The 18,845-nt window shown below is 63.2% G+C and carries 16 protein-coding genes; 2 read left to right on the top strand and 14 right to left on the bottom strand.

The window, feature by feature from the left end; genetic code table 11:
* Positions 1 to 24: 24 nt before the first annotated feature.
* From CKW37_RS06480 to CKW37_RS06465, 4 genes are all read right to left on the bottom strand, one after another.
* A complete protein-coding gene (locus CKW37_RS06480) occupies positions 25 to 234 on the bottom strand; it encodes a hypothetical protein (protein WP_095154851.1) in 210 nt (69 codons plus the stop codon).
* Positions 235 to 341: 107 nt separating this feature from the next.
* Entirely contained in the window at positions 342 to 3,506 is a 3,165-nt protein-coding gene (locus CKW37_RS06475) for a CusA/CzcA family heavy metal efflux RND transporter (protein WP_095154850.1), read from the bottom strand.
* 19 nt (positions 3,507 to 3,525) lie between these two features.
* Positions 3,526 to 4,788 carry an efflux RND transporter periplasmic adaptor subunit gene (locus CKW37_RS06470; protein ID WP_095154849.1) on the bottom strand — a complete coding sequence of 421 codons (1,263 nt, stop codon included), beginning with the start codon at positions 4,786 to 4,788 and terminating at the stop codon, positions 3,526 to 3,528.
* A 70-nt stretch (positions 4,789 to 4,858) separates the two neighbouring features.
* Complete coding sequence (locus CKW37_RS06465) at positions 4,859 to 6,127, bottom strand: TolC family protein (RefSeq protein WP_095154848.1); 1,269 nt, start codon at positions 6,125 to 6,127, stop codon at positions 4,859 to 4,861.
* Positions 6,128 to 6,352: 225 nt separating this feature from the next.
* Between CKW37_RS06465 and CKW37_RS06460 the strand changes: the two genes are divergently transcribed.
* Positions 6,353 to 7,027, top strand: coding sequence for a heavy metal response regulator transcription factor (locus CKW37_RS06460; RefSeq protein WP_095154847.1), 675 nt, complete (start codon positions 6,353 to 6,355; stop codon positions 7,025 to 7,027).
* Entirely contained in the window at positions 7,024 to 8,403 is a 1,380-nt protein-coding gene (locus CKW37_RS06455; protein ID WP_095154846.1) for a heavy metal sensor histidine kinase, read from the top strand. The genes CKW37_RS06460 and CKW37_RS06455 overlap by 4 nt, the downstream gene beginning before the upstream one ends.
* A 130-nt stretch (positions 8,404 to 8,533) precedes the next feature.
* On the opposite strand, the gene pdxJ is transcribed toward CKW37_RS06455, so the two are convergent.
* The 10 genes from pdxJ to rpoE all read right to left on the bottom strand — a co-directional run bounded on the left by pdxJ (position 8,534) and on the right by rpoE (position 18,603).
* Complete coding sequence (pdxJ, locus tag CKW37_RS06450; protein WP_095154845.1) at positions 8,534 to 9,277, bottom strand: pyridoxine 5'-phosphate synthase; 744 nt, start codon at positions 9,275 to 9,277, stop codon at positions 8,534 to 8,536.
* Between the two features lie 44 nt (positions 9,278 to 9,321).
* On the bottom strand, positions 9,322 to 10,005 hold the full coding sequence (recO, locus tag CKW37_RS06445) for a DNA repair protein RecO (RefSeq protein ID WP_095154844.1): 684 nt from the start codon (positions 10,003 to 10,005) through the stop codon (positions 9,322 to 9,324).
* A 54-nt stretch (positions 10,006 to 10,059) separates the two neighbouring features.
* A complete protein-coding gene (gene era / locus CKW37_RS06440) occupies positions 10,060 to 10,962 on the bottom strand; it encodes a GTPase Era (protein ID WP_095154843.1) in 903 nt (300 codons plus the stop codon).
* On the bottom strand, positions 10,955 to 11,644 hold the full coding sequence (gene rnc, locus CKW37_RS06435) for a ribonuclease III (RefSeq protein WP_095154842.1): 690 nt from the start codon (positions 11,642 to 11,644) through the stop codon (positions 10,955 to 10,957). Before rnc ends, era begins: the two co-directional genes overlap by 8 nt.
* 241 nt (positions 11,645 to 11,885) lie before the next feature.
* Positions 11,886 to 12,740 (bottom strand): signal peptidase I, encoded by an 855-nt coding sequence (lepB, locus tag CKW37_RS06430; protein ID WP_095154841.1) that lies wholly within the window; start codon positions 12,738 to 12,740, stop codon positions 11,886 to 11,888.
* 5 nt (positions 12,741 to 12,745) lie between these two features.
* Positions 12,746 to 14,545 (bottom strand): translation elongation factor 4, encoded by a 1,800-nt coding sequence (lepA, locus tag CKW37_RS06425; RefSeq protein ID WP_095154840.1) that lies wholly within the window; start codon positions 14,543 to 14,545, stop codon positions 12,746 to 12,748.
* A gap of 182 nt (positions 14,546 to 14,727) precedes the next feature.
* Positions 14,728 to 16,101: a DegQ family serine endoprotease gene (locus CKW37_RS06420; protein WP_256587697.1), complete on the bottom strand. Its 1,374-nt coding sequence runs from the start codon at positions 16,099 to 16,101 to the stop codon at positions 14,728 to 14,730.
* 315 nt (positions 16,102 to 16,416) lie between these two features.
* Positions 16,417 to 17,379: a MucB/RseB C-terminal domain-containing protein gene (locus CKW37_RS06415; RefSeq protein ID WP_095154838.1), complete on the bottom strand. Its 963-nt coding sequence runs from the start codon at positions 17,377 to 17,379 to the stop codon at positions 16,417 to 16,419.
* A gap of 17 nt (positions 17,380 to 17,396) precedes the next feature.
* Positions 17,397 to 17,990, bottom strand: a complete 594-nt coding sequence (locus CKW37_RS06410; RefSeq protein ID WP_095154837.1) for a sigma-E factor negative regulatory protein — start codon at positions 17,988 to 17,990, stop codon at positions 17,397 to 17,399.
* A 31-nt stretch (positions 17,991 to 18,021) separates the two neighbouring features.
* Entirely contained in the window at positions 18,022 to 18,603 is a 582-nt protein-coding gene (gene rpoE, locus CKW37_RS06405; protein WP_010220971.1) for an RNA polymerase sigma factor RpoE, read from the bottom strand.
* Between the last annotated feature and the right edge of the window lie 242 nt (positions 18,604 to 18,845).

The raw sequence follows: 18,845 nt of genomic DNA, 5'->3' as shown, positions 1-18,845 counted from the left end.
GAGTTGTGGAGCGGTGAATGGCTGTTACTTGTTGCTGCCTTTCGGCGTGCGCTGATCGCTCTTGGCAACCTGCTCGGTCTTCTGCGCCTTGACGCCCTTGTCGCCCCAAAGCTGCTGCTGGCTTTCCTTGAATTGCTGGACGAACAACCGGGCCCGCTCGGCGCCGCCTTCGGCCATGACGCTGGTGCTGCCCAGGGTGAGCGCGGCGATCAGTGCGTATTTGCTGAAGTTCATGGATCTGACCTCGTGAATGAATTCACCGCGATCATAAGGACGCCCGCCTAACGACAAGGTGAGCCGCACATTACAGTGCTGCAAGGCTCGCCAGCGGGCGTCATCGATCAGGCTCTGGCCTCCTCCCGTTCTGCATCCTCCAGCGCTTCATCCTTGCGATGGGCGCGGTAATACAGCGCCGGCAGCACCAGCAGGGTCAGCGCCGTGGACGAGAGAATCCCGCCGATCACCACCGTCGCCAATGGCCGCTGCACCTCGGCGCCGGTGCCGGTAGCCAGGGCCATCGGGATAAAGCCCAGCGACGCCACCAGCGCCGTCATCAACACCGGCCGCAGGCGAGTCAGCGCACCTTCATCGATTGCCTGGCGCAACGGCATGCCCTGCTCGCGCAGGCTGCGGATGAAGGCGATCATCACCAGCCCGTTGAGCACCGCCACACCCGACAGGGCGATAAAACCGACGCCTGCGGAAATCGACAGCGGAATGTCCCGCAACCACAGCGCCACCACCCCGCCCGTCAGGGCGAAGGGAATGCCGGTGAACACCAGCAGACCGTCCTTGAGGTTGTTGAACATCATGAACAACAGGGCGAAGACCAGCAGCAGCGCCACCGGCACCACCACCTGCAAGCGTTGCGCCGCCGACTGCAACTGCTCGAACTGACCGCCCCAGTTGGCCCAGTAGCCCGCAGGAATCTGCACCTGAGCATCAATCCGTTCCTGCGCGTCGGCGACGAACGAGCCGATATCCCGGCCACGCACGTTGGCGCTGACCACCACCAGACGCTTGCCGTCCTCGCGGCTGATCTGGTTGGGGCCCTGCACCAGTTCCACTCGCGCCACGTCGGCCAGGCTGATGAAGCCGATCTGCGCATTGCCGCCGCTGGCCGGCACCGGAATCAACATCCGCGAAATGCCCTGAATATCGGTACGCAACTCGTCCGGCAGGCGCACCACCAGATCGAAGCGGCGGTCGCCTTCATAGAGAATGCCGGCCTTTCGCCCGCCCACCGCCACCGCGATGCTGTCCTGCACATCACCAACGTTCAGCCCGTAGCGGGCAGCCTTGTCGCGATCGACATCGATGGTCAGCACCGGCAGGCCGCTGGTCTGCTCGACCTTCACTTCAGAAGCACCCGGCACACCTTGCAGGGTGCTGGCGATCTGGGCGGCGGTGCGGTTGAGCACGCTCATGTCGTCGCCGAACAGCTTCACCGCCACATCACTGCGCACCCCGGAAATCAGCTCGTTGAACCGTAACTGAATCGGCTGCGACAGCTCGTAGTTGCTGCCAGGCACCCGTGCCGCCGCGCGCTGGATATCGGCGATCAATTGCTCACGGGACTTGCCGGGATCCGGCCACTGCGCCTTCGGCTTGAGCATCACGTAGCTGTCGGAAATGTTCGGCGGCATCGGGTCGGCGGCGATCTCGGCGGTGCCGGTGCGGGCAAATACCCGCTGCACTTCCGGCACCTGTTCCAGCACGCTGCGCTCCAGTTGCTGCTGCATCTGCACCGACTGGCTCAGGCTGGTGCCCGGCACGCGCAGGGCCTGCAAGGCGAAGTCGCCTTCGCTCAGGCTCGGCACGAACTCACTGCCCATGCGCCCGGCCAGCACGCCGGACAACAACACCATCACCGCGGCCAGGCTGAACGCCAGCGGGCGATGGTCCATCACCCAGCGCAGCAGCGGCGCGTAGCCACGCTTGGCGCCGCGCATCAGGGCGTTTTCTTCTTCCTTGACCTTGCCGGTGACAAACAGCGCCAGGGCCGCCGGCACGAAGGTCACCGACAGCAGCATGGCGCCAAGCAAGGCGATGACCACGGTAAAGGCCATGGGGTGGAACATCTTGCCCTCGACACCACTCAGGGCAAAGATCGGCAGGTACACCACCATGATGATCAGTTGCCCGTAGATCAGCGGCCGGCGCGCTTCGCGGGAAGCGGCGAAAACTTCCCGCAGGCGCTCGGCGCGGGTCAGCAGGCGGCCATGATGCTGCTGGGCGTGGGCCAGGCGGCGAATGGCGTTCTCAACGATCACCACCGCGCCGTCGACGATGATGCCGAAGTCCAGCGCGCCCAGGCTCATCAGGTTGGCGCTGACCTTGTTGCTGAACATCCCGGTGAAGGTGAACAGCATCGACAGCGGGATCACCATCGCGGTGATCAGCGCCGCGCGGATATTGCCAAGGAACAGGAACAACACCGCGATGACCAGGATCGCGCCTTCCACCAGGTTCTTCTTCACCGTGGCGATGGCCTTGTCCACCAGGTCGGTGCGGTCGTACACCGTCACCGCCTTGACCCCGGCCGGCAGTGTCTTGTTGATCTGCTCGAGCTTCTGCGCCACCGCTTGCGACACGCTGCGGCTGTTTTCGCCGATCAGCATGAACACCGTGCCGAGCACCACTTCGCGGCCATTCTCGGTGGCCGCGCCGCTGCGCAGTTCGCGGCCAATGCCGACCTCGGCCACCGAGCGCACGCGGATCGGCGTGCCGTCGATATTGGCCAGAACAATGTTGGCGATGTCCTCGATGCCTGCCAGTTGCCCCGGCGCGCGAATCAGCAACTGCTCGCCCTGGCGCTCGATGTAGCCGGCACCGACGTTGGCGTTGTTGCGCTCCAGCGCGGTGAGCAGATCATTGAGCGTCAGCTTGTAGGCGGCCAGGCGCTTGAGATCAGGCGCAATCTGGAACTCCTTGGCGAAGCCGCCGATGCTGTTGATCTCGGCCACGCCACGGACGTTGCGCAGTTGCGGCTTGATGATCCAGTCCTGGATCTCGCGCAGGTCGGTCGGTGTGTAGAGGCTGCCATCCGCCTTGCGCGCACCCTCCTCGGTTTCCACCGTCCACAGGAAAATTTCCCCCAGCCCGGTGGAAATCGGCCCCATGGCCGTTTCGACGCCCTCGGGCAATTGCTCACGGGCCAGTTGCAGGCGCTCATTGACCAGTTGCCGGGCGAAGAACAGGTCGGTGCCGTCCTCGAAGATCACCGTCACCTGGGACAGCCCTGAGCGCGACAACGAACGGGTCTGTTCCAGGCCGGGCAAACCGGCCATGGCGGTTTCGATGGCGAAAGTGATGCGCTGCTCGGTCTCCAGCGGCGAGAAACCGTCCGCCGCGGTGTTGATCTGCACCTGGACGTTGGTGATGTCAGGTACCGCGTCAATGGGCAGTTTCTGGTAGCTGGCCAATCCCAGCCCGGCCATCAGCAGCACACCGAGCAGCACGATCAGGCGCTGCTCGATGGCGAATTGAATGATGCGTTCGAACATGACGATTACCCGTGGCGGCTCAGTGAGAGTGCTCGGCGCTGGCCTTGCCCAGTTCCGACTTGAGAATGAAGCTGCCCTGCGCGGCCACTTGCTGGCCGGCCTGCAGGCCGCTCACCTGGACAAAGCCCTCGGCGGCCACACCCGGCTGCACCGGCTGGGCGACGAAGCCTTCGGCGTTGCGGACGAACACCACGGCTTTATCCTCGACGGTCTGCACCGCTTGCTCGGGGACGGCGAGGGCATCGGCCAGGCGCTCGGTCGGCACCTGCACCGCCACGAACAACCCCGGACGCCAGGCGCCACGCGGGTTGTCCAGGGTCACCCGGACCGTGGCGGTGCGCGTCTGCTCGCCCAGCAGGCTGCCGACATGGCTGATGGTGCCGCTGACCTGCTCGCCGAGGTCGCTCGCCACCACCGTGACCGGCATGCCGACCCGCACCGAGGCCAGATCACGCGGGGCCACGCCGAAGGTCGCCCAGACTTTCGACAGGTCCGACAGGGTGAAGGCGGCACTGTTTTCGCTGACCACTTCGCCGGGCACCAGATGCTTTTCCACTACCTGTCCGGCGAATGGCGCGCGCAGTTCATAGCGATTGCCGCCGGCCAGCACCACGCTGCCACTGAGGGCGCTGATTTTCTGCCGGGCATTGGCCGCGGCGATCTCGGCTTCCTGCAAGGCCTGCCGGGCTTGCAGGTAATCCTGCTCGGCGGAGATACCTTCCTCCCACAGGTCCTTTTCCCGCGCCAGGGTGCTGCGCGCCATCTCCAGCCGACGCTGGCTGGCCGCCAGTTCACTGCGCTGCTCGGACACCTGCGGGCTGGCGATCACCGCCAACAGCTCGCCGGCCTTGACCTGCTGACCGAGGCTGACCGCCACCGACTCGACAACGCCAGCCGCGCGCGGCACCAGATGGGCGGTGCGGTCTTCGTCGAAACGGACCTCGCCCGGCAAGTGCAGGCTGCGGCTCAGGGTCCGCGCCTCCACCGTGGCCAGTTCGATTCCGGCCACGGCAATCTGCTCGTCGCTCAGCCGTACATGACCTTCCTCGCCCTCGCCTTCGGCGCCTTCTTCGCCGTGCCCATGGCCGGCTTCAGCCTCGTCGCCGTGGCCCTTTTCTTCATGCTTCTCGTCACCATGGCCTTCTTCGCCATGTTCATCGTGCCCTGCGGCGCGGGCCGGTTGCTCGGCATGCGGAGCGGCGATCCGTTGCCCGAGCACGGTGCCCAGGCCGAGCCCGAGCACCAGCGTCACGGACAGCAGCGTGATGGTTTTCCTGTTCATGCAAATTCCTCGGCAAAGGCGCGACGGGCCGGGGCCGGCCGTGCGCAGTCAGATTCGAAACGTGGGGGAATCAGAGCGGGGTGCCGGTCAGGTCACCGAAGATCCGCTGGATGCGGGCCTGGGCGTCGGTACCCGACGCCTGCGCCGCGAGGTATTGGGTGCGTGCCTCGACCAGGGTGCGCTGGGCGTCGAGCACATCGAGGAAGCCAAACTTGCCGCGTTCGAAACCGCGGGTGGCGACGTCTACCGCCTGTTGCGCGGCCGGCAGGATCGAGGTCTCGAACGAGCGCACTTCGTGCCCGGCGGTTCGCCATTGGGCCAAGGCCTGGACCACTTCGCTACGCACCCGCAGCTCCGTGCCGTTGCGCAGGTCGCGCGCCTGGTCGGCGCGGCGCGCGGCGGCCAGCACATTGCCCTGGTTGCGGTCGAACAACGGCAGCGGGACCGACACCCCGAGCACGTTGACCCGCTCGCGCTCAGTGCGGTCGTATTGGCTGCCGACACTCAGGGTCAGGTCGGGAATCCGTTGGCTGCGGGCCACGCCCAGGGCCGCTTCGCTCTGGTCGATCTGCAGGCTGGCGAGGCGCACATCGGCGGTCTGTGGGAGGCGATCGAGCAGCGGCTCGGACGCCGGCACCGGCGACAGGCCGCTCGTCACCGGCTCGACCCGGTCAAAACCGGCCTGGGCGATACCGATGATAGCCGTCAGTTGCTGATGGGCAACCGCGACGGCCTGCTCCGCCCGCTGCTGCTCCAGGCGCATCTGCGACACCTGCACCTGCGCCCGCGTCGCCTCGATGGGCGATGCCGTCCCGGCCCGAACCCGGCCTTGAACCACTTGCAACCCACGCTCGGTCAGGCGCAGCGACTGCCCGGCCAGTTCCAGTCTTTCCTGGGCGCGGGCGGCGTCATGAAAGGCCGCAGTCACGTCGGTATGCAGGGCGTTTTGCCGGCGCTCCAGTTCCAGCGCGGCCACCGCCTGATCGCGCTCGGACAAGGCGATCCGCGCACCGCGCTTGCCGCCCAGCTCAATCGGCTGGCTGAGGGTGACGGTGGTGGTCTGGCTGCGGCGACGGGTGTCTTCGACTTCCCAGCTCAACTCCGGGTTGGGCAGCACACCGGCCTGGATGCGCTCGCCAGCGGCGATGTCGGTGCCCCAGCGCGCGGCCGCCAGTTCCGGGTTGAGTTCGCGGGCGCTGCGCAAGGCGTCATCCAGCGTTAGGGTCGAGGCCAGGCTGGCCGGGGCCAGCACCCACAGCGCCAGGCTCAATGACAGCGGCCAGGCCCGCGCTTTTCGCGGACCGCGGCCGACACGTCCGGTGGTGATTGTGCAACGCATGGCTGTACTCCCCTGCGCCCTGTCGCAGGCCGGCAGGGCGGCTGACTTTTCGGAGCGAGCCACTCTAGGGAGGGGGCTTTATCGGCAAGGTGACTGAAATATTACAAATCTGTCATTTCCGCCTTCGAGCACCGCCGCCTGGCTTACCATGCCGAGCGCCGCTTGACCCTGAAGTGACTTCAGGGTCGAGAATCGCCCCCCTCTTTCCGCCATGCCGAGAACCTCATGCGCCTGCTCATCATCGAGGACGAAGTCCGCACCGCCGACTATCTGCAACAGGGTCTCTCCGAAAACGGCTACGTGGTCGACTGCGCCCGCACCGGCCCGGACGGTCTGCACCTGGCCCGGCAGCAGGCCTATGACCTGATCATCCTCGACGTCAACCTGCCCGAGCTGGATGGCTGGAGCGTGCTGCAGCGCCTGCGCGCCCATTCCGCCACGCGAATCATGATGCTCACCGCCCATGGCCGACTGTCCGACCGGGTCAAGGGCCTGGACCTGGGGGCCGACGACTATCTGCTCAAACCCTTCGAGTTTCCCGAGTTACTGGCTCGCGTGCGCACCTTGCTGCGGCGCAGCGAGCAATCGCTGCAACCCACCACCCTGAAAGTCGCCGACCTGGAACTCGACCCCGGTCGCCACCGCGCCTGGCGCGGCGGCCAGCGCATCGACCTGACCGCGAAGGAGTTCTCCCTGCTGCACCTGCTGATGCGCCAGAGCGGCGACGTGCTGTCGCGCACGCAGATCATTTCGCTGGTCTGGGACATGAATTTCGATTGCGACACCAATGTCGTCGAAGTCTCGATTCGGCGCCTGCGAGCGAAGATCGACGACCCGTTCGAGGACAAACTGATCCACACCCTGCGCGGCGTCGGTTACGTGCTGGAAGCCCGCGAATGAGAACGACGCGGCTGTCGCTGCGCCTGGGCCTTAGCGTGATTGTCATGGGCGCGGCGCTGGTGCTGCTGCTGGCAGCGCTGGCAGTGGTGGCGCTGGAGCACGAACTGGACAACCGCGCACGGGCGCAGTTGACCCGCAAGATGGATCAGATCGAGCACAGCCTGAATGTCGACCTCAGGGTCGCCGACCTGCGCGCCCGCGCCCATCCCCTGCTGGATGTGGTGATGGGCCATGACAACCTGAGCCTGAGCGTCGCCGCACGCCATGGCCGCCATCCGGAACTGCTCAGCCTCGGCCCGCCGCTGGAGGCGCCGCCGGACACCGTCGTCGCCGGTCCCGCGCTGTCCTTCACCCAGTGGCGTGATAGCCAGGACAATCCGCTGCTCTCCGCTGCCCGTGCCATGCGCCTGCAGGACGGCACGGCGGTGCAAGTACTGCTGACGGTCAACCGCAGCGACGACCTCGACCTGCTCCAGGCCTACCTGCGCTCCACCGTGTTGGCGTTGCCGCTGTTGCTGCTGCTGATCGGCGTGTGCGCCTGGAAACTGGTGCAGGGCGGACTGGCGCCCTTGCGCCGCTTCGGCCATATCGCCGCGCAAGTGTCGGCGCAGGACCTGAGCCACCGTCTGCCGGAAGAGAAACTGCCCCGGGAACTGCGCGAACTGGCACACAGCATCAACATCATGCTCGACCGGCTGGACAGCGGCGTTCAGCAACTGGCGCAGTTCTCCGATGACCTGGCCCATGAACTGCGTACGCCCATCAGTAACCTGATGGGCAAGGCCCAGGTGACCTTGAGCCGCGAACGCCCGACCGAGGATTACCGGGTGGCGCTGGAAGACAGCATCGAGGAACTGACCCGGCTGAGCCGGATCATCACCGACATGCTGTTTCTCGCCCAGGTCGACCAACCGCTGACGCATGTGCAACTGACGACGGTGGCGCTGGGCGACGAAGCACGGCGGGTTGCCGAGCTGTTCGACCTGAGTGCCGAAAGCAAGGATATCGAGCTGAAGGTACGCGGCTGGGGCACGGTGCAGGCCGACCGCCTGATGCTGCAACGGGCGCTGTCGAATTTACTGAGCAATGCCATTCGCCATGGCCCGGCGGGGCAACAGATTGAAATCGGCATCGAAGCAAAGAATGACGGAATGCACTGCTGGGTGCAGAACGGCGGACCGGGGATCGCAGCGGAGCATTTGCCCCATCTGTTCGAGCGGTTCTATCGAGTGGGCTGCGGGCGTTCGCGGCAGGATGGCGGGACGGGACTCGGGCTGGCGATCGTCAGGTCGATCATGCAAGTGCATGGCGGGCGGGTCGAAGTGAGCAGCGCGGTGGAGGGGCCGACGCGGTTCAGTCTGGTTTTTCCGGGGTAAATGGTTTGGGGCTGCTTTGCAGCCCTTCCCGACGGTTACTCGGACCGCCAAGCTCGCTCCCCCCAAGCAACACCATGGCTCAGTGGGAGCGAGCTTGCTCGCGAAGGGTCGCCAAGCGACCCCAATGCGATCAACCCCGGCTAGCCGCCAGAATCAACGCCTTCATTTCCGCCACAGCACCCTTGAACCCGACGAACAACGCATGCGCCACCAGCGCATGACCAATGTTCAGCTCGTTGATCCCTTTGATCGCCGCGACCGCCTCGACGTTGTGGTAATGCAGACCATGCCCGGCATTGACGATCAGGCCCTGGCCCAGACCAAAGGCCACGCCATCGGCAATGCGCTTCAGCTCATCGGCTTCTTCAGCAGGGGTGTGGGCATCGGCATAACGACCGGTGTGCAACTCGATCGCTGGCGCGCCGACACGGCGCGAGGCTTCGATCTGGCGCTCATCGGCGTCGATGAACAGCGAGACTTCCGCACCGATCCGCGACAAGCGCTCCACCGCCGCCTTGATCCGCGCTTCCTGGCCGGCCACGTCGAGGCCGCCTTCGGTGGTCAGTTCCTGACGGGTTTCCGGAACCAGGCAGATGTGCGCCGGGCGGATGTGTTCGGCGAACACCATCATTTCCTCGGTAACGCCCATTTCGAAGTTCATGCGCGTCTGCAGCACGTCCTTGAGCAGCAACACGTCGCGCTCCTGGATGTGCCGGCGGTCTTCGCGCAGGTGCACGGTGATCCCGTCGGCACCGGCCTCTTCGGCATCCAGCGCGGCCTTGACCGGGTCGGGGTATCGGGTGCCACGGGCCTGGCGCAGGGTCGCCACGTGGTCGATGTTGACGCCGAGAAGGATGCGGTTGCTGTGGGTCACGAAGAAACTCTCCTGGAAATTGAGCCCGACAGCATACGACGAGCTCAGCGCTTGCGAAACAGTTCGCGGCTGACCAGCGGACGACCGCCCAGGTGAACCGCCAGCGCCTGGCGCATCAGGCGTTTCGCCGCGGCGAGAGCACCCGGCGCCTCCCAGTCGGCTTCGGCCATGGCGGCGAGGTCAGCGCCGGTGAACAGGCCGGGTTGCAGCAGGTAGACCCGCTCCAGTCCGGCATCCACTTGCAGGCGGTACCAACCATCTGGCGCGAGTGGATCGCCGTTGATGTCCTGGTCCAGGGCGAAGGCGTAGCCCAGCTCATCCAGCAGTCGCCATTCGAACGAGCGCAACAACGGCTCCAGCGGACGCCCGGCACCGAGCGCCTGCAGGGTCGCGGCGTAGTGCTCGAACAACGCGGGATGAGGATCTTCCGCCGGCAACAGGCGGATCAGCAGTTCATTGAGGTAGAGCCCGCTGAACAACGCATCTCCATGCAGCCAGGCGGCCACACCGACGCTGTCCAGCCGTCCGACGTTCTTCAGCTCGCCACGCCCGCGCAGTTCGACTTCCAGTGGCAAAAATGGCCGCGCCAAGCTGCCGCCCTTGCCACGGGCACGGCGCAGCACCGCGCGCACGCGCCCTTCGGGGGTGAGGAAGTCCACCAGCGCACTGGTTTCCCGGTAGGCGCGGTTGTGCAGAACGTAGGCCGGTCGGGCCTCTGGTTGTTCCATGATCGGCTTCGGGAAAAGTCGGCCCGATACCGGACGGTATCGGGCCTTGGGGGATTACAGGTCGCCGTAGCCCAGCGAGCGCAGCGCGCGCTCATCGTCGGACCAGCCGCCTTTGACCTTGACCCAGAGGTTGAGCATCACCTTGGCGTCGAACAGCACTTCCATATCCTTGCGCGCCTCGGTACCGATGCGCTTGATGCGCTCGCCCTTGTCGCCAATGATGATTTTCTTCTGGCCATCACGCTCGACCAGGATCAGGGCATGGATGTGCAGCACAGCACCCTGCTGCTTGAACTCTTCGATCTCGACGGTGATCTGGTACGGCAGCTCGGCACCGAGCTGGCGCATGATCTTTTCGCGGACCAGTTCGGCGGCCAGGAAGCGGCTGCTGCGGTCGGTGATCTGATCTTCCGGGAAGAAATGATCGTTTTCCGGCAGGTGCTTGGCGATCAGGCCTTCCAGCGATTCGAGGTTGTGTCCCTGCTGGGCGGAAATCGGCACGATTTCGGCATTCGGCAGTTGTTCCTGCAGCCATTGCAGGTGCGGAATCAGGTCGGCCTTTTCCTCGATCCGGTCGGTCTTGTTGATCGCCAGGATCACCGGGCCCTGCACATACTGCACGCGCTCCAGAACAAGCTGGTCTTCGTCGGTCCAGCGGGTACGGTCGACCACGAAGATCACCACGTCGACGTCTTTCAACGCCGCCGAAGCGGTCTTGTTCATGTAGCGGTTGAGCGCCTTTTCGTTGCTCTTGTGCATGCCGGGGGTATCGACGTAGATCGCCTGGATATCACCCTCGGTCTTGATCCCGAGCATGTTGTGACGGGTGGTCTGCGGCTTACGCGAGGTGATCGCCAGCTTTTGCCCGAGGATATGGTTGAGCAACGTCGACTTGCCCACGTTGGGGCGGCCGACGATGGCGACATAGCCGCAACGGGTAGTGTTCGTATCAGTCATTGCCATTCTCCACGCCCAGGGCGATCAGTGCCGCTGCGGCTGCAACCTGCTCGGCGATACGCCGGCTGACACCTTGCCCCCGGCTTTTTTCGGTCAACAGGGTCACTTCGCACTCGACGAAGAACGTCCGGCAATGCGGCTCGCCCTGGATATCCACCACTTCATAGCGCGGCAGGTCGCAGGCCCGCGACTGCAGGAACTCCTGCAAACGGGTTTTCGGGTCTTTGTTGGTGTCGACCAGGGTCAGGCTCTCGAACTCGCCGGCCAGCCATGCCAGCACGCGCTCACGGGCGATCTGCATGTCGGAATCGAGGTAGATCGCACCGATCAGTGCCTCAAGGGCATCGGCCAGAATCGACTCGCGGCGGAAACCGCCGCTTTTCAGTTCACCCGAGCCCAGGCGCAGGTACTCGCCAAGGTCGAAGCCACGGGCCAGCACGGCCAGGGTCTCGCCCTTCACCAGGCGGGCACGCAGACGCGACAACTGGCCTTCGCGGGCCTGAGGGAAGCGTTCGAACAGGGCTTCGCCGGCGACGAAGTTGAGGATGGCATCACCCAGGAACTCCAGCCGCTCGTTGTTGCGACCGGCGAAGCTGCGGTGTGTCAGGGCCAGCAGCATCAGCTCCTGGTTCTTGAAGGTGTAGCCGAGCTGATGCTCGAGGCGGCTCAAGGAAACGCTCACGGTGTACCCACGCGAAGTTCGTGGTCGATGGTCAGCGGCGACGCCTGGGCGCCGGTGCCGCACGGTTCAATCCGGCCGGCGGCCGTCGAAAATAAAGCGTTGTTCAAATGCAGATCCTGAAAGACGGTGTGGATTCATGCCTGCTGGCCTGGATGGCTGGGAACCACTTGCGCAGTCCCTCGATACAGCCTATGCCAGAAAAGCACTCGGCGCCGTCCCGAAGGACAGCGCCGTGAAGGTGCTACTTGATCAGCCCTACCCGCGACAGACTCGGGAAGTGGCTCAGTTTCGGTTCCGGCCAGCTCATCCAGACGGCAAAGGCCTTGCCGACGATGTTCTGGTCCGGGACCATGCCCAGCAGTTCCTTGGGAATCGAAGGATCATCCCAGTAGCGGCTGTCGTTGGAGTTGTCGCGGTTGTCGCCCATCATGAAATAGTGCCCGGCGGGCACCACCCACTGCTGGTCCGGCGGCATGCGGTAGCGACTCATCTCCTTGCGGATCAGGTGCTCGGCCTCACCGAGCTTTTCCTTGTACAGCTCGGCGCTGCCCAAAGTGCCCGGCTCGGCGCCAACCAGTTGCTCGGCGATAAGCTCGCCGTTGACGTACAGGCGCTTGTCGCTGGTGTAGCGCACCTGATCGCCCGGCAGACCTACCACACGCTTGATGTAGTTGACGTTCGGGTCGCTTGGGTAGCGGAACACCATCACATCGCCACGCTGTGGATCGCCCACCTCGATGACCTTCTTGTCGATCACCGGCAGGCGGATGCCATAGGAGAACTTGTTCACCAGGATGAAATCGCCCACTTCCAGGGTCGGCTTCATCGAGCCCGACGGGATCTGGAACGGTTCAACCAGGAACGAGCGCAGCACCAGCACGATGAACAGCACCGGGAAGAACGATTTGCCGTACTCGACCAGCAACGGTTCCTTGTTCAACTGCTCGACCACCGCCATCTCGGGCTGGGTGACGCTGCCCTGATAGTTGGCGATCGCCGCACGCCGGCGAGGTGCCAGGAACAGCAGATCGATCAGGGCCAGCAGCCCACACACAGCGACAGCGATGACGAGCAACAGCGGGAAATTTAGTGACATAGGACCTAACTATCCAACCTGAGCACGGCGAGGAAGGCTTCCTGTGGGATTTCCACGTTGCCGACCTGTTTCATGCGTTTCTTACCGGCCTTCTGTTTCTCGAGCAGCTTGCGCTTACGGCTCACGTCGCCACCGTAACATTTGGCCAGTACGTTCTTTCTGAGTGCCTTGACCGTGGTCCGCGCCACAATCTGCCCGCCAATGGCGGCCTGGATTGCCACGTCGAACATCTGCCGAGGGATCAGCTCCTTCATCTTCTCGGTCAACGCGCGACCTTTGTAGTGCGCGTTGTCACGGTGCACGATCAGTGCCAGGGCGTCGACCTTGTCGCCGTTGATCAGCACGTCGAGCTTGACCAGGTTGGCCGACTGGTAGCGATCGAAATGGTAGTCCAGCGAGGCGTAGCCGCGGCTGGTGGACTTCAGGCGATCAAAGAAGTCCAGTACCACTTCGTTCATCGGCAGGTCGTAGCGTACCTGTACCTGCGAACCGAGGAACTGCATGTCGCGTTGAACGCCACGCTTCTCGATGCACAGGGTGATGACGTTGCCCAGGTGCTCCTGGGGCACGAGGATGGTCGCGGCGACGATCGGCTCGCGGAAATCCTCGACCGACGACACGTCCGGCAGCTTGGACGGGTTGTCGACGTGAATGGTTTCGCCGGTCTTGAGCTTGACCTCGAAGATCACGCTCGGCGCGGTGGTGATCAGGTCCAGGTTGTATTCGCGCTCCAGGCGCTCCTGGATGATCTCCATGTGCAGCATGCCGAGGAAGCCGCAACGGAAGCCGAAGCCCAAGGCGTCGGAGCTTTCCGGCAGGTACTGCAGCGAGGAGTCGTTCAGGGTCAGTTTCTGCAACGCATCACGAAAATCTTCGAAGTCGTCGGAACTGACCGGGAACAAGCCGGCATAAACCTGCGGCTGAATACGTTTGAAACCTGGCAGCACATCGACATCAGGAGTCGAGCTCAAGGTCAGGGTGTCGCCCACTGGCGCGCCGTGAATGTCCTTGATGCTGGCAATGATGAAGCCCACTTCACCGGCCTTGAGGTCAGCGGTGGCAGTGTGTTTCGGGGTGAAGACACCGACGCTGTCCACCAGGTGGATCTTGCCGGTGGACTTGACCAGGATCTTGTCGCCCTTCTTCACGCGGCCATGACGCACGCGCACCAGGGAGACGACGCCCAGGTAGTTGTCGAACCAGGAGTCGATGATCAGCGCCTGAAGCGGTGCTTCGATATCGCCGGTCGGTGCTGGAATGGTCTGTACCAGACGCTCCAGCACTTCATCGACGCCCATGCCGCTCTTGGCCGAGCAGGCAACGGCGTCGGTGGCATCGATGCCGATGATCTTCTCGATTTCGTCCTTGACGCGGTCCGGGTCAGCCTGGGGCAGGTCCATCTTGTTCAGGACCGGCATGACTTCCAGGCCCTGCTCGATGGCGGTGTAACAGTTGGCGACCGACTGGGCCTCCACGCCTTGACCCGCGTCGACCACCAGCAGCGCACCTTCACAGGCCGCCAGCGAACGGCTGACTTCATAGGTGAAGTCAACGTGGCCGGGGGTGTCAATGAAGTTCAGCTGGTAGGTAACGCCGTCATTGGCTTTGTAATGCAGGGTGACGCTGTGGGCCTTGATGGTGATCCCGCGCTCGCGCTCGAGGTCCATGGAGTCGAGAACCTGCGCTTCCATCTCGCGGGCACTGAGGCCACCGCACATCTGGATGAAGCGGTCGGCCAGCGTCGACTTGCCATGGTCAATGTGGGCGATGATGGAGAAATTGCGGATATGACTCAAATCACTCACGGATCAACACTCAAAAAGGCTGCAGGCCGGACGCCCGCCGAAAAATAGCCGGGAATTGTACCTGATGCCGATGGGTTGTGGGAGATTCCATTCGCCAGGCAAACGCCCGACGCTGCCGATTTCATCAAGTGGCGGGCACAAAAAAGGGCAGCCCCGAGGCTGCCCTTTCTGGTCAGACCGGCTTATTCAGCCAGCTTGAAGGTGATGAAGCTGGCACGACCCTGACGCAGTACGCGCATGGACACCGAACGGTTCTTCGGCAGTTCCTTGGCGATTTCGGTGAACTCCTTGGCCGAAGCGATCGCCTGGTTGTTCAGGTGGCTGATGACGTCACCTGGACGCAGGCCGATCAAGGCCGCCGGACCGTCCTGGACTTCCTTGATGACGACGCCACCATTGAGTTCCAGGGACTTTTTCTGCTCGGCGGTCAGGTCGGAGACCGTAACGCCCAGGCGGTTGCTGTTGCGCTCGAGCCCACCACCAGCACTGGCGCTGACTTCCTGATCGTCATCCGGCAGCGCGCCGATGGTCACGTCGAGGTTCTGGCGCTTGCCGTTGCGGATAATTTCCAGCTTGGCCTTGGCACCGTCTTTCAGACCACCCACCAGGTGCGGCAGGTCGGCGGACATGATGATTGGCTGGCCGTTCAGGTTGAGGATCACGTCCCCCACCTGCAGACCACCTTTGGCGGCCGGACCGTTTTCCAGCACCTGGGCTACCAGGGCACCGGCCGGCTTGTCCAGACCGAAGGATTCAGCGAGGTCCTTGTTGACTTCCTGGATCACTACGCCCAGCCAGCCACGGCTGACCTTGCCGTCTTTCTTCAACTGATTGGAAACGTCGATTGCCACATCGATCGGGATCGCGAACGACAGGCCCATGAAGCCGCCGGAACGGGTGAAGATCTGCGAGTTGATACCCACGACTTCGCCATTCATGTTGAACAGCGGGCCACCGGAGTTACCCGGGTTGATCGCCACGTCGGTCTGGATGAACGGCACATAGGTGTCGTTCGGCAGGGTACGGCCCTTGGCGCTGACGATACCTTTGGTCACCGAATGGTCGAAACCGAACGGCGAGCCGATCGCCAGTACCCACTCACCCACTTTCAGCTTGGACGAGTCGCCCAGCTTCACGGTCGGCAGGTTCTTGCCTTCGACCTTGAGCAGCGCCACGTCGGTGCGCGGGTCGGTGCCGACCAGCTTGGCTTGCAGCTCACTGCGGTCGGACAGGCGGACGATGATTTCGTCGGCATCGGCGACCACGTGGTTGTTGGTCAGCACGTAGCCATCATCGGAAATGATGAAACCCGAACCCAGCGACTGCGCTTCACGCTGGCGATCACCACCGCGAGGTTGCTGCGGAATGCTGCGCTCGAAGAACTCACGGAACATCGGTGGCAGGCCTTCGAGGTCCGGCATCTGACCGGCAGCGACGCGGCGATCCGGCAGTTTCTGCTTGGTACTGATGTTAACGACGGCCGGCGAAGCCTGCTCGACCAGGGTGGTGAAGTCCGGCAGGGCTTCAGCCTGGGCAGCAGCCATCTGGCCGAGCATCAGCACGGCCGCAAACAGCGATAGATAGGATTTCAAGCGTGGTATTGACATACGGCTCCCGTCACAACGAGCGTGGTTAAGCAGTAGGGACCTGCCAACGAAAAAGGCCTGGTGACAAACCCAAGGGCTGCGACCAGGCCAGAAACATTGGCATTCTTGATGCTGCAACAGCAGGAAAGGCCAGACCCCGAAGGGGCTGACCTATAGAAAAATCTGGATGTTTTTGCAAACTTGAAGGCTTACCAATCATGTCAGCGGCTCTGGGACATGCTTTTCATCCTTGTCATCCATGTACTAAAACAACTCCAGGGTTTATCACTGGCTGGCTTGAGCGTCCTGCAGGCGCATCGACAACGCCACACGCTCAGCGGTGCCAATCGGGATTTCTCCCACGACCGTGACCATCATTTCGCCCTTTGGCGTGGTCAGTTGACGCGAGACAGCGGCAGTCGGGCCCAACTGGGTGCGAGCGTCAGAGCCGGCACCACTGTCGATCGTCTCGAGGAACACCGAAAACCGCGCCAGACCATCGTCATACATCATGCTGCTGATACTGTGCTTGCCGTCCGGGTCCTTGCGCACACTGCTGTTGACCAGCTCGAAACCGGGCGGCAGCCAATCCGAACGCCAGCCCACCACTGCCTCATTGGCCTGACCTGACGCCGGGGCAACCTGCTGGCAATTGGCACTGGACTTGAGCTCACCGTCGCTGGGGACCCTGGTCTCCAGGCTGGTGAACTGGAAGCGCTCCAGCAGTTGCTCCTTGTCGTTGATCAACAGGGACTTCAGCGGGAGCGCTGTTTTACGATCCAGGTACAACTCGAATGCATAACGATGCTGGTCACGCGGGCGCAGGGTAAGAATCACCACATCGCGCCCGGCGACGCGGGATTGGCCCGCGACGCTCAAGTCGTACCAGTTCATGAGTTTCAGAGGATCGAGGACTCGCGCCGACGACTGCGTCGCATTGCCCACACCCGGAACCAGGGCCCCGCTCACGCATTGGGTCTGCCCATCGACACGCACGACTTCCTGGGCCGGACCATCGAGCTGCAACAGCCGCTCACTGACTTTACCGTCCTGGACCCGATGCCAGATATCGTGGGTGGAGAAACTACCATTGCGCTCGTAAACGAAAGTGCCCTGATAACTTTGCTCCTGCTCGGCCTTGGCCAGACGGTTGAGCCAATCAGCGGCATCTGTCGACGAGTTGGCGGCCAAGGCCGGCAGCGTCAGACAGCCGCTGAGCAAGAGCGGTATGAGAGGTAGCGCGCGCATGATCCTCCTTGGTGTTCCTAGCGATTATCCAGGCTGGCGGCACGAGCGTAAGGCAGTGCGCTTTCAGTACCCTTCACTGCTGCTTCCTGAGCGTGTTGGCGCATATAGCCTGGCAGACGCTGGTCTTGCCAGCCGCTTTGGCCTTGCAGCACGCCATTGGCCATCGGCCCGGTAGGCTGTTCAGCACTTTCACTATAGCCTGCCAGAACCGCCGGACCCTGGACCTGTGGTGCAACCAGGCCTTGTTGAACCGGTTGCTGAGCAGCCAGTTGGGCACCCGTGATTTCGTCCTGGTTGTACAGGCGTACACCGACCAGCACTGCCAGTGTCACCGAGGCGGCTACCGCCAGGCGACCAACAGTACGCCATGGGCCGCGAGTAACCTTGGCCGGCGTAGCTTCATCGGCCAGCGCGGCGGAGACCGCGGAGGCGATATCCAGTTTCGGCAGCAGCAGTTCCTTGTGCATCGCTGCACGGGCGACCTGGTAACGCGACCAGGTGGCTCGGGTGTCGGAATCGTCCATGGCACTCAATACCCGACGTAATTCCAGTTCGTCCGCTTCGTTATCCATCACCGCGGACAGCGATTCCTGCAAAGCTTCACGACTCATGGCGGTTCCTCTCTTGGCTGTCGCCGCTGTCTCAGGTTTCCTGCAACAACGGCTGCAGGGCTTTGTCTATGGCCTCCCGAGCGCGGAAAATACGAGAGCGCACGGTACCCACCGGACACTGCATGACGCTCGCAATGTCCTCGTAACTCAGACCATCGAATTCACGTAAAGTTAACGCCGTACGCAAATCTTCTGGCAGTTGCTGGATGGTTCGATGGACGGTGCCTTCGATCTCATCCCGCAACAGCGCCCGTTCTGGGGATTCGAGGTCCTTGAGGCCATGATCGCCATCGTAAAACTCTGCATCCTCGGAACTGACATCGCTGTCCGGTGGCCGCCGACCGCGGGACACCAGATAGTTTTTCGCCGTGTTGATCGCAATGCGGTACAGCCAGGTATAGAAAGCGCTGTCACCACGAAAATTGCCAAGAGCACGGTAGGCCTTGATGAACGCTTCCTGCGCTACATCCTGGGCCTCATGGGTGTCGTGCACGAATCGCACGATCAACCCGAGAATCTTGTGCTGATACTTCAGCACCAACAGATCGAACGCTCGCCTGTCGCCGCGCTGCACGCGCTCGACAAGCTGCTGATCCTCTTCCTGGGTTAGCATGAACACTCCTCGGTGAACCTGGAGGGGTGCTGCATTGGCCATCGTTCAGGCTTGCAACCATAGACTCGGGCTTTTTGCAAAAGTTCTCCCCCTCCAGACAAGTTTCCGGCGGCCCTTGATCGGCTCGCACGAAAAACGCAGCGCGGTCGCTGCCGGCTGCGTCAATAAATCAGTCTTCTATACATGGGCAACGATCAAAACGACCGTCGCCTCCTGCCGCTGCGGCTGCTGGCGTACAGGCA

Source organism: Pseudomonas sp. Irchel 3E13, assembly GCF_900187455.1.
Classification (GTDB): domain Bacteria; phylum Pseudomonadota; class Gammaproteobacteria; order Pseudomonadales; family Pseudomonadaceae; genus Aquipseudomonas.
Note: the sequence above shows the minus strand (reverse complement) of the source record. Positions and strands in the feature narration are given on the sequence as shown.

Coding starts and splice junctions, on each gene's coding strand:
- CKW37_RS06470 (WP_095154849.1), bottom strand. CDS start 4,788: ATGAACAGGAAAACCATCACGCTGCTGTCCGTGACGCTGGTGCTCGGG.
- CKW37_RS06420 (WP_256587697.1), bottom strand. CDS start 16,101: ATGCTCGGCCAGATGGCTGCTGCCCAGGCTGAAGCCCTGCCGGACTTC.
- lepB (WP_095154841.1), bottom strand. CDS start 12,740: ATGTCACTAAATTTCCCGCTGTTGCTCGTCATCGCTGTCGCTGTGTGT.
- CKW37_RS06415 (WP_095154838.1), bottom strand. CDS start 17,379: ATGCGCGCGCTACCTCTCATACCGCTCTTGCTCAGCGGCTGTCTGACG.
- CKW37_RS06475 (WP_095154850.1), bottom strand. CDS start 3,506: ATGTTCGAACGCATCATTCAATTCGCCATCGAGCAGCGCCTGATCGTG.
- rpoE (WP_010220971.1), bottom strand. CDS start 18,603: ATGCTAACCCAGGAAGAGGATCAGCAGCTTGTCGAGCGCGTGCAGCGC.
- CKW37_RS06410 (WP_095154837.1), bottom strand. CDS start 17,990: ATGAGTCGTGAAGCTTTGCAGGAATCGCTGTCCGCGGTGATGGATAAC.
- era (WP_095154843.1), bottom strand. CDS start 10,962: ATGACTGATACGAACACTACCCGTTGCGGCTATGTCGCCATCGTCGGC.
- CKW37_RS06465 (WP_095154848.1), bottom strand. CDS start 6,127: ATGCGTTGCACAATCACCACCGGACGTGTCGGCCGCGGTCCGCGAAAA.
- CKW37_RS06455 (WP_095154846.1), top strand. CDS start 7,024: ATGAGAACGACGCGGCTGTCGCTGCGCCTGGGCCTTAGCGTGATTGTC.
- CKW37_RS06480 (WP_095154851.1), bottom strand. CDS start 234: ATGAACTTCAGCAAATACGCACTGATCGCCGCGCTCACCCTGGGCAGC.
- recO (WP_095154844.1), bottom strand. CDS start 10,005: ATGGAACAACCAGAGGCCCGACCGGCCTACGTTCTGCACAACCGCGCC.
- CKW37_RS06460 (WP_095154847.1), top strand. CDS start 6,353: ATGCGCCTGCTCATCATCGAGGACGAAGTCCGCACCGCCGACTATCTG.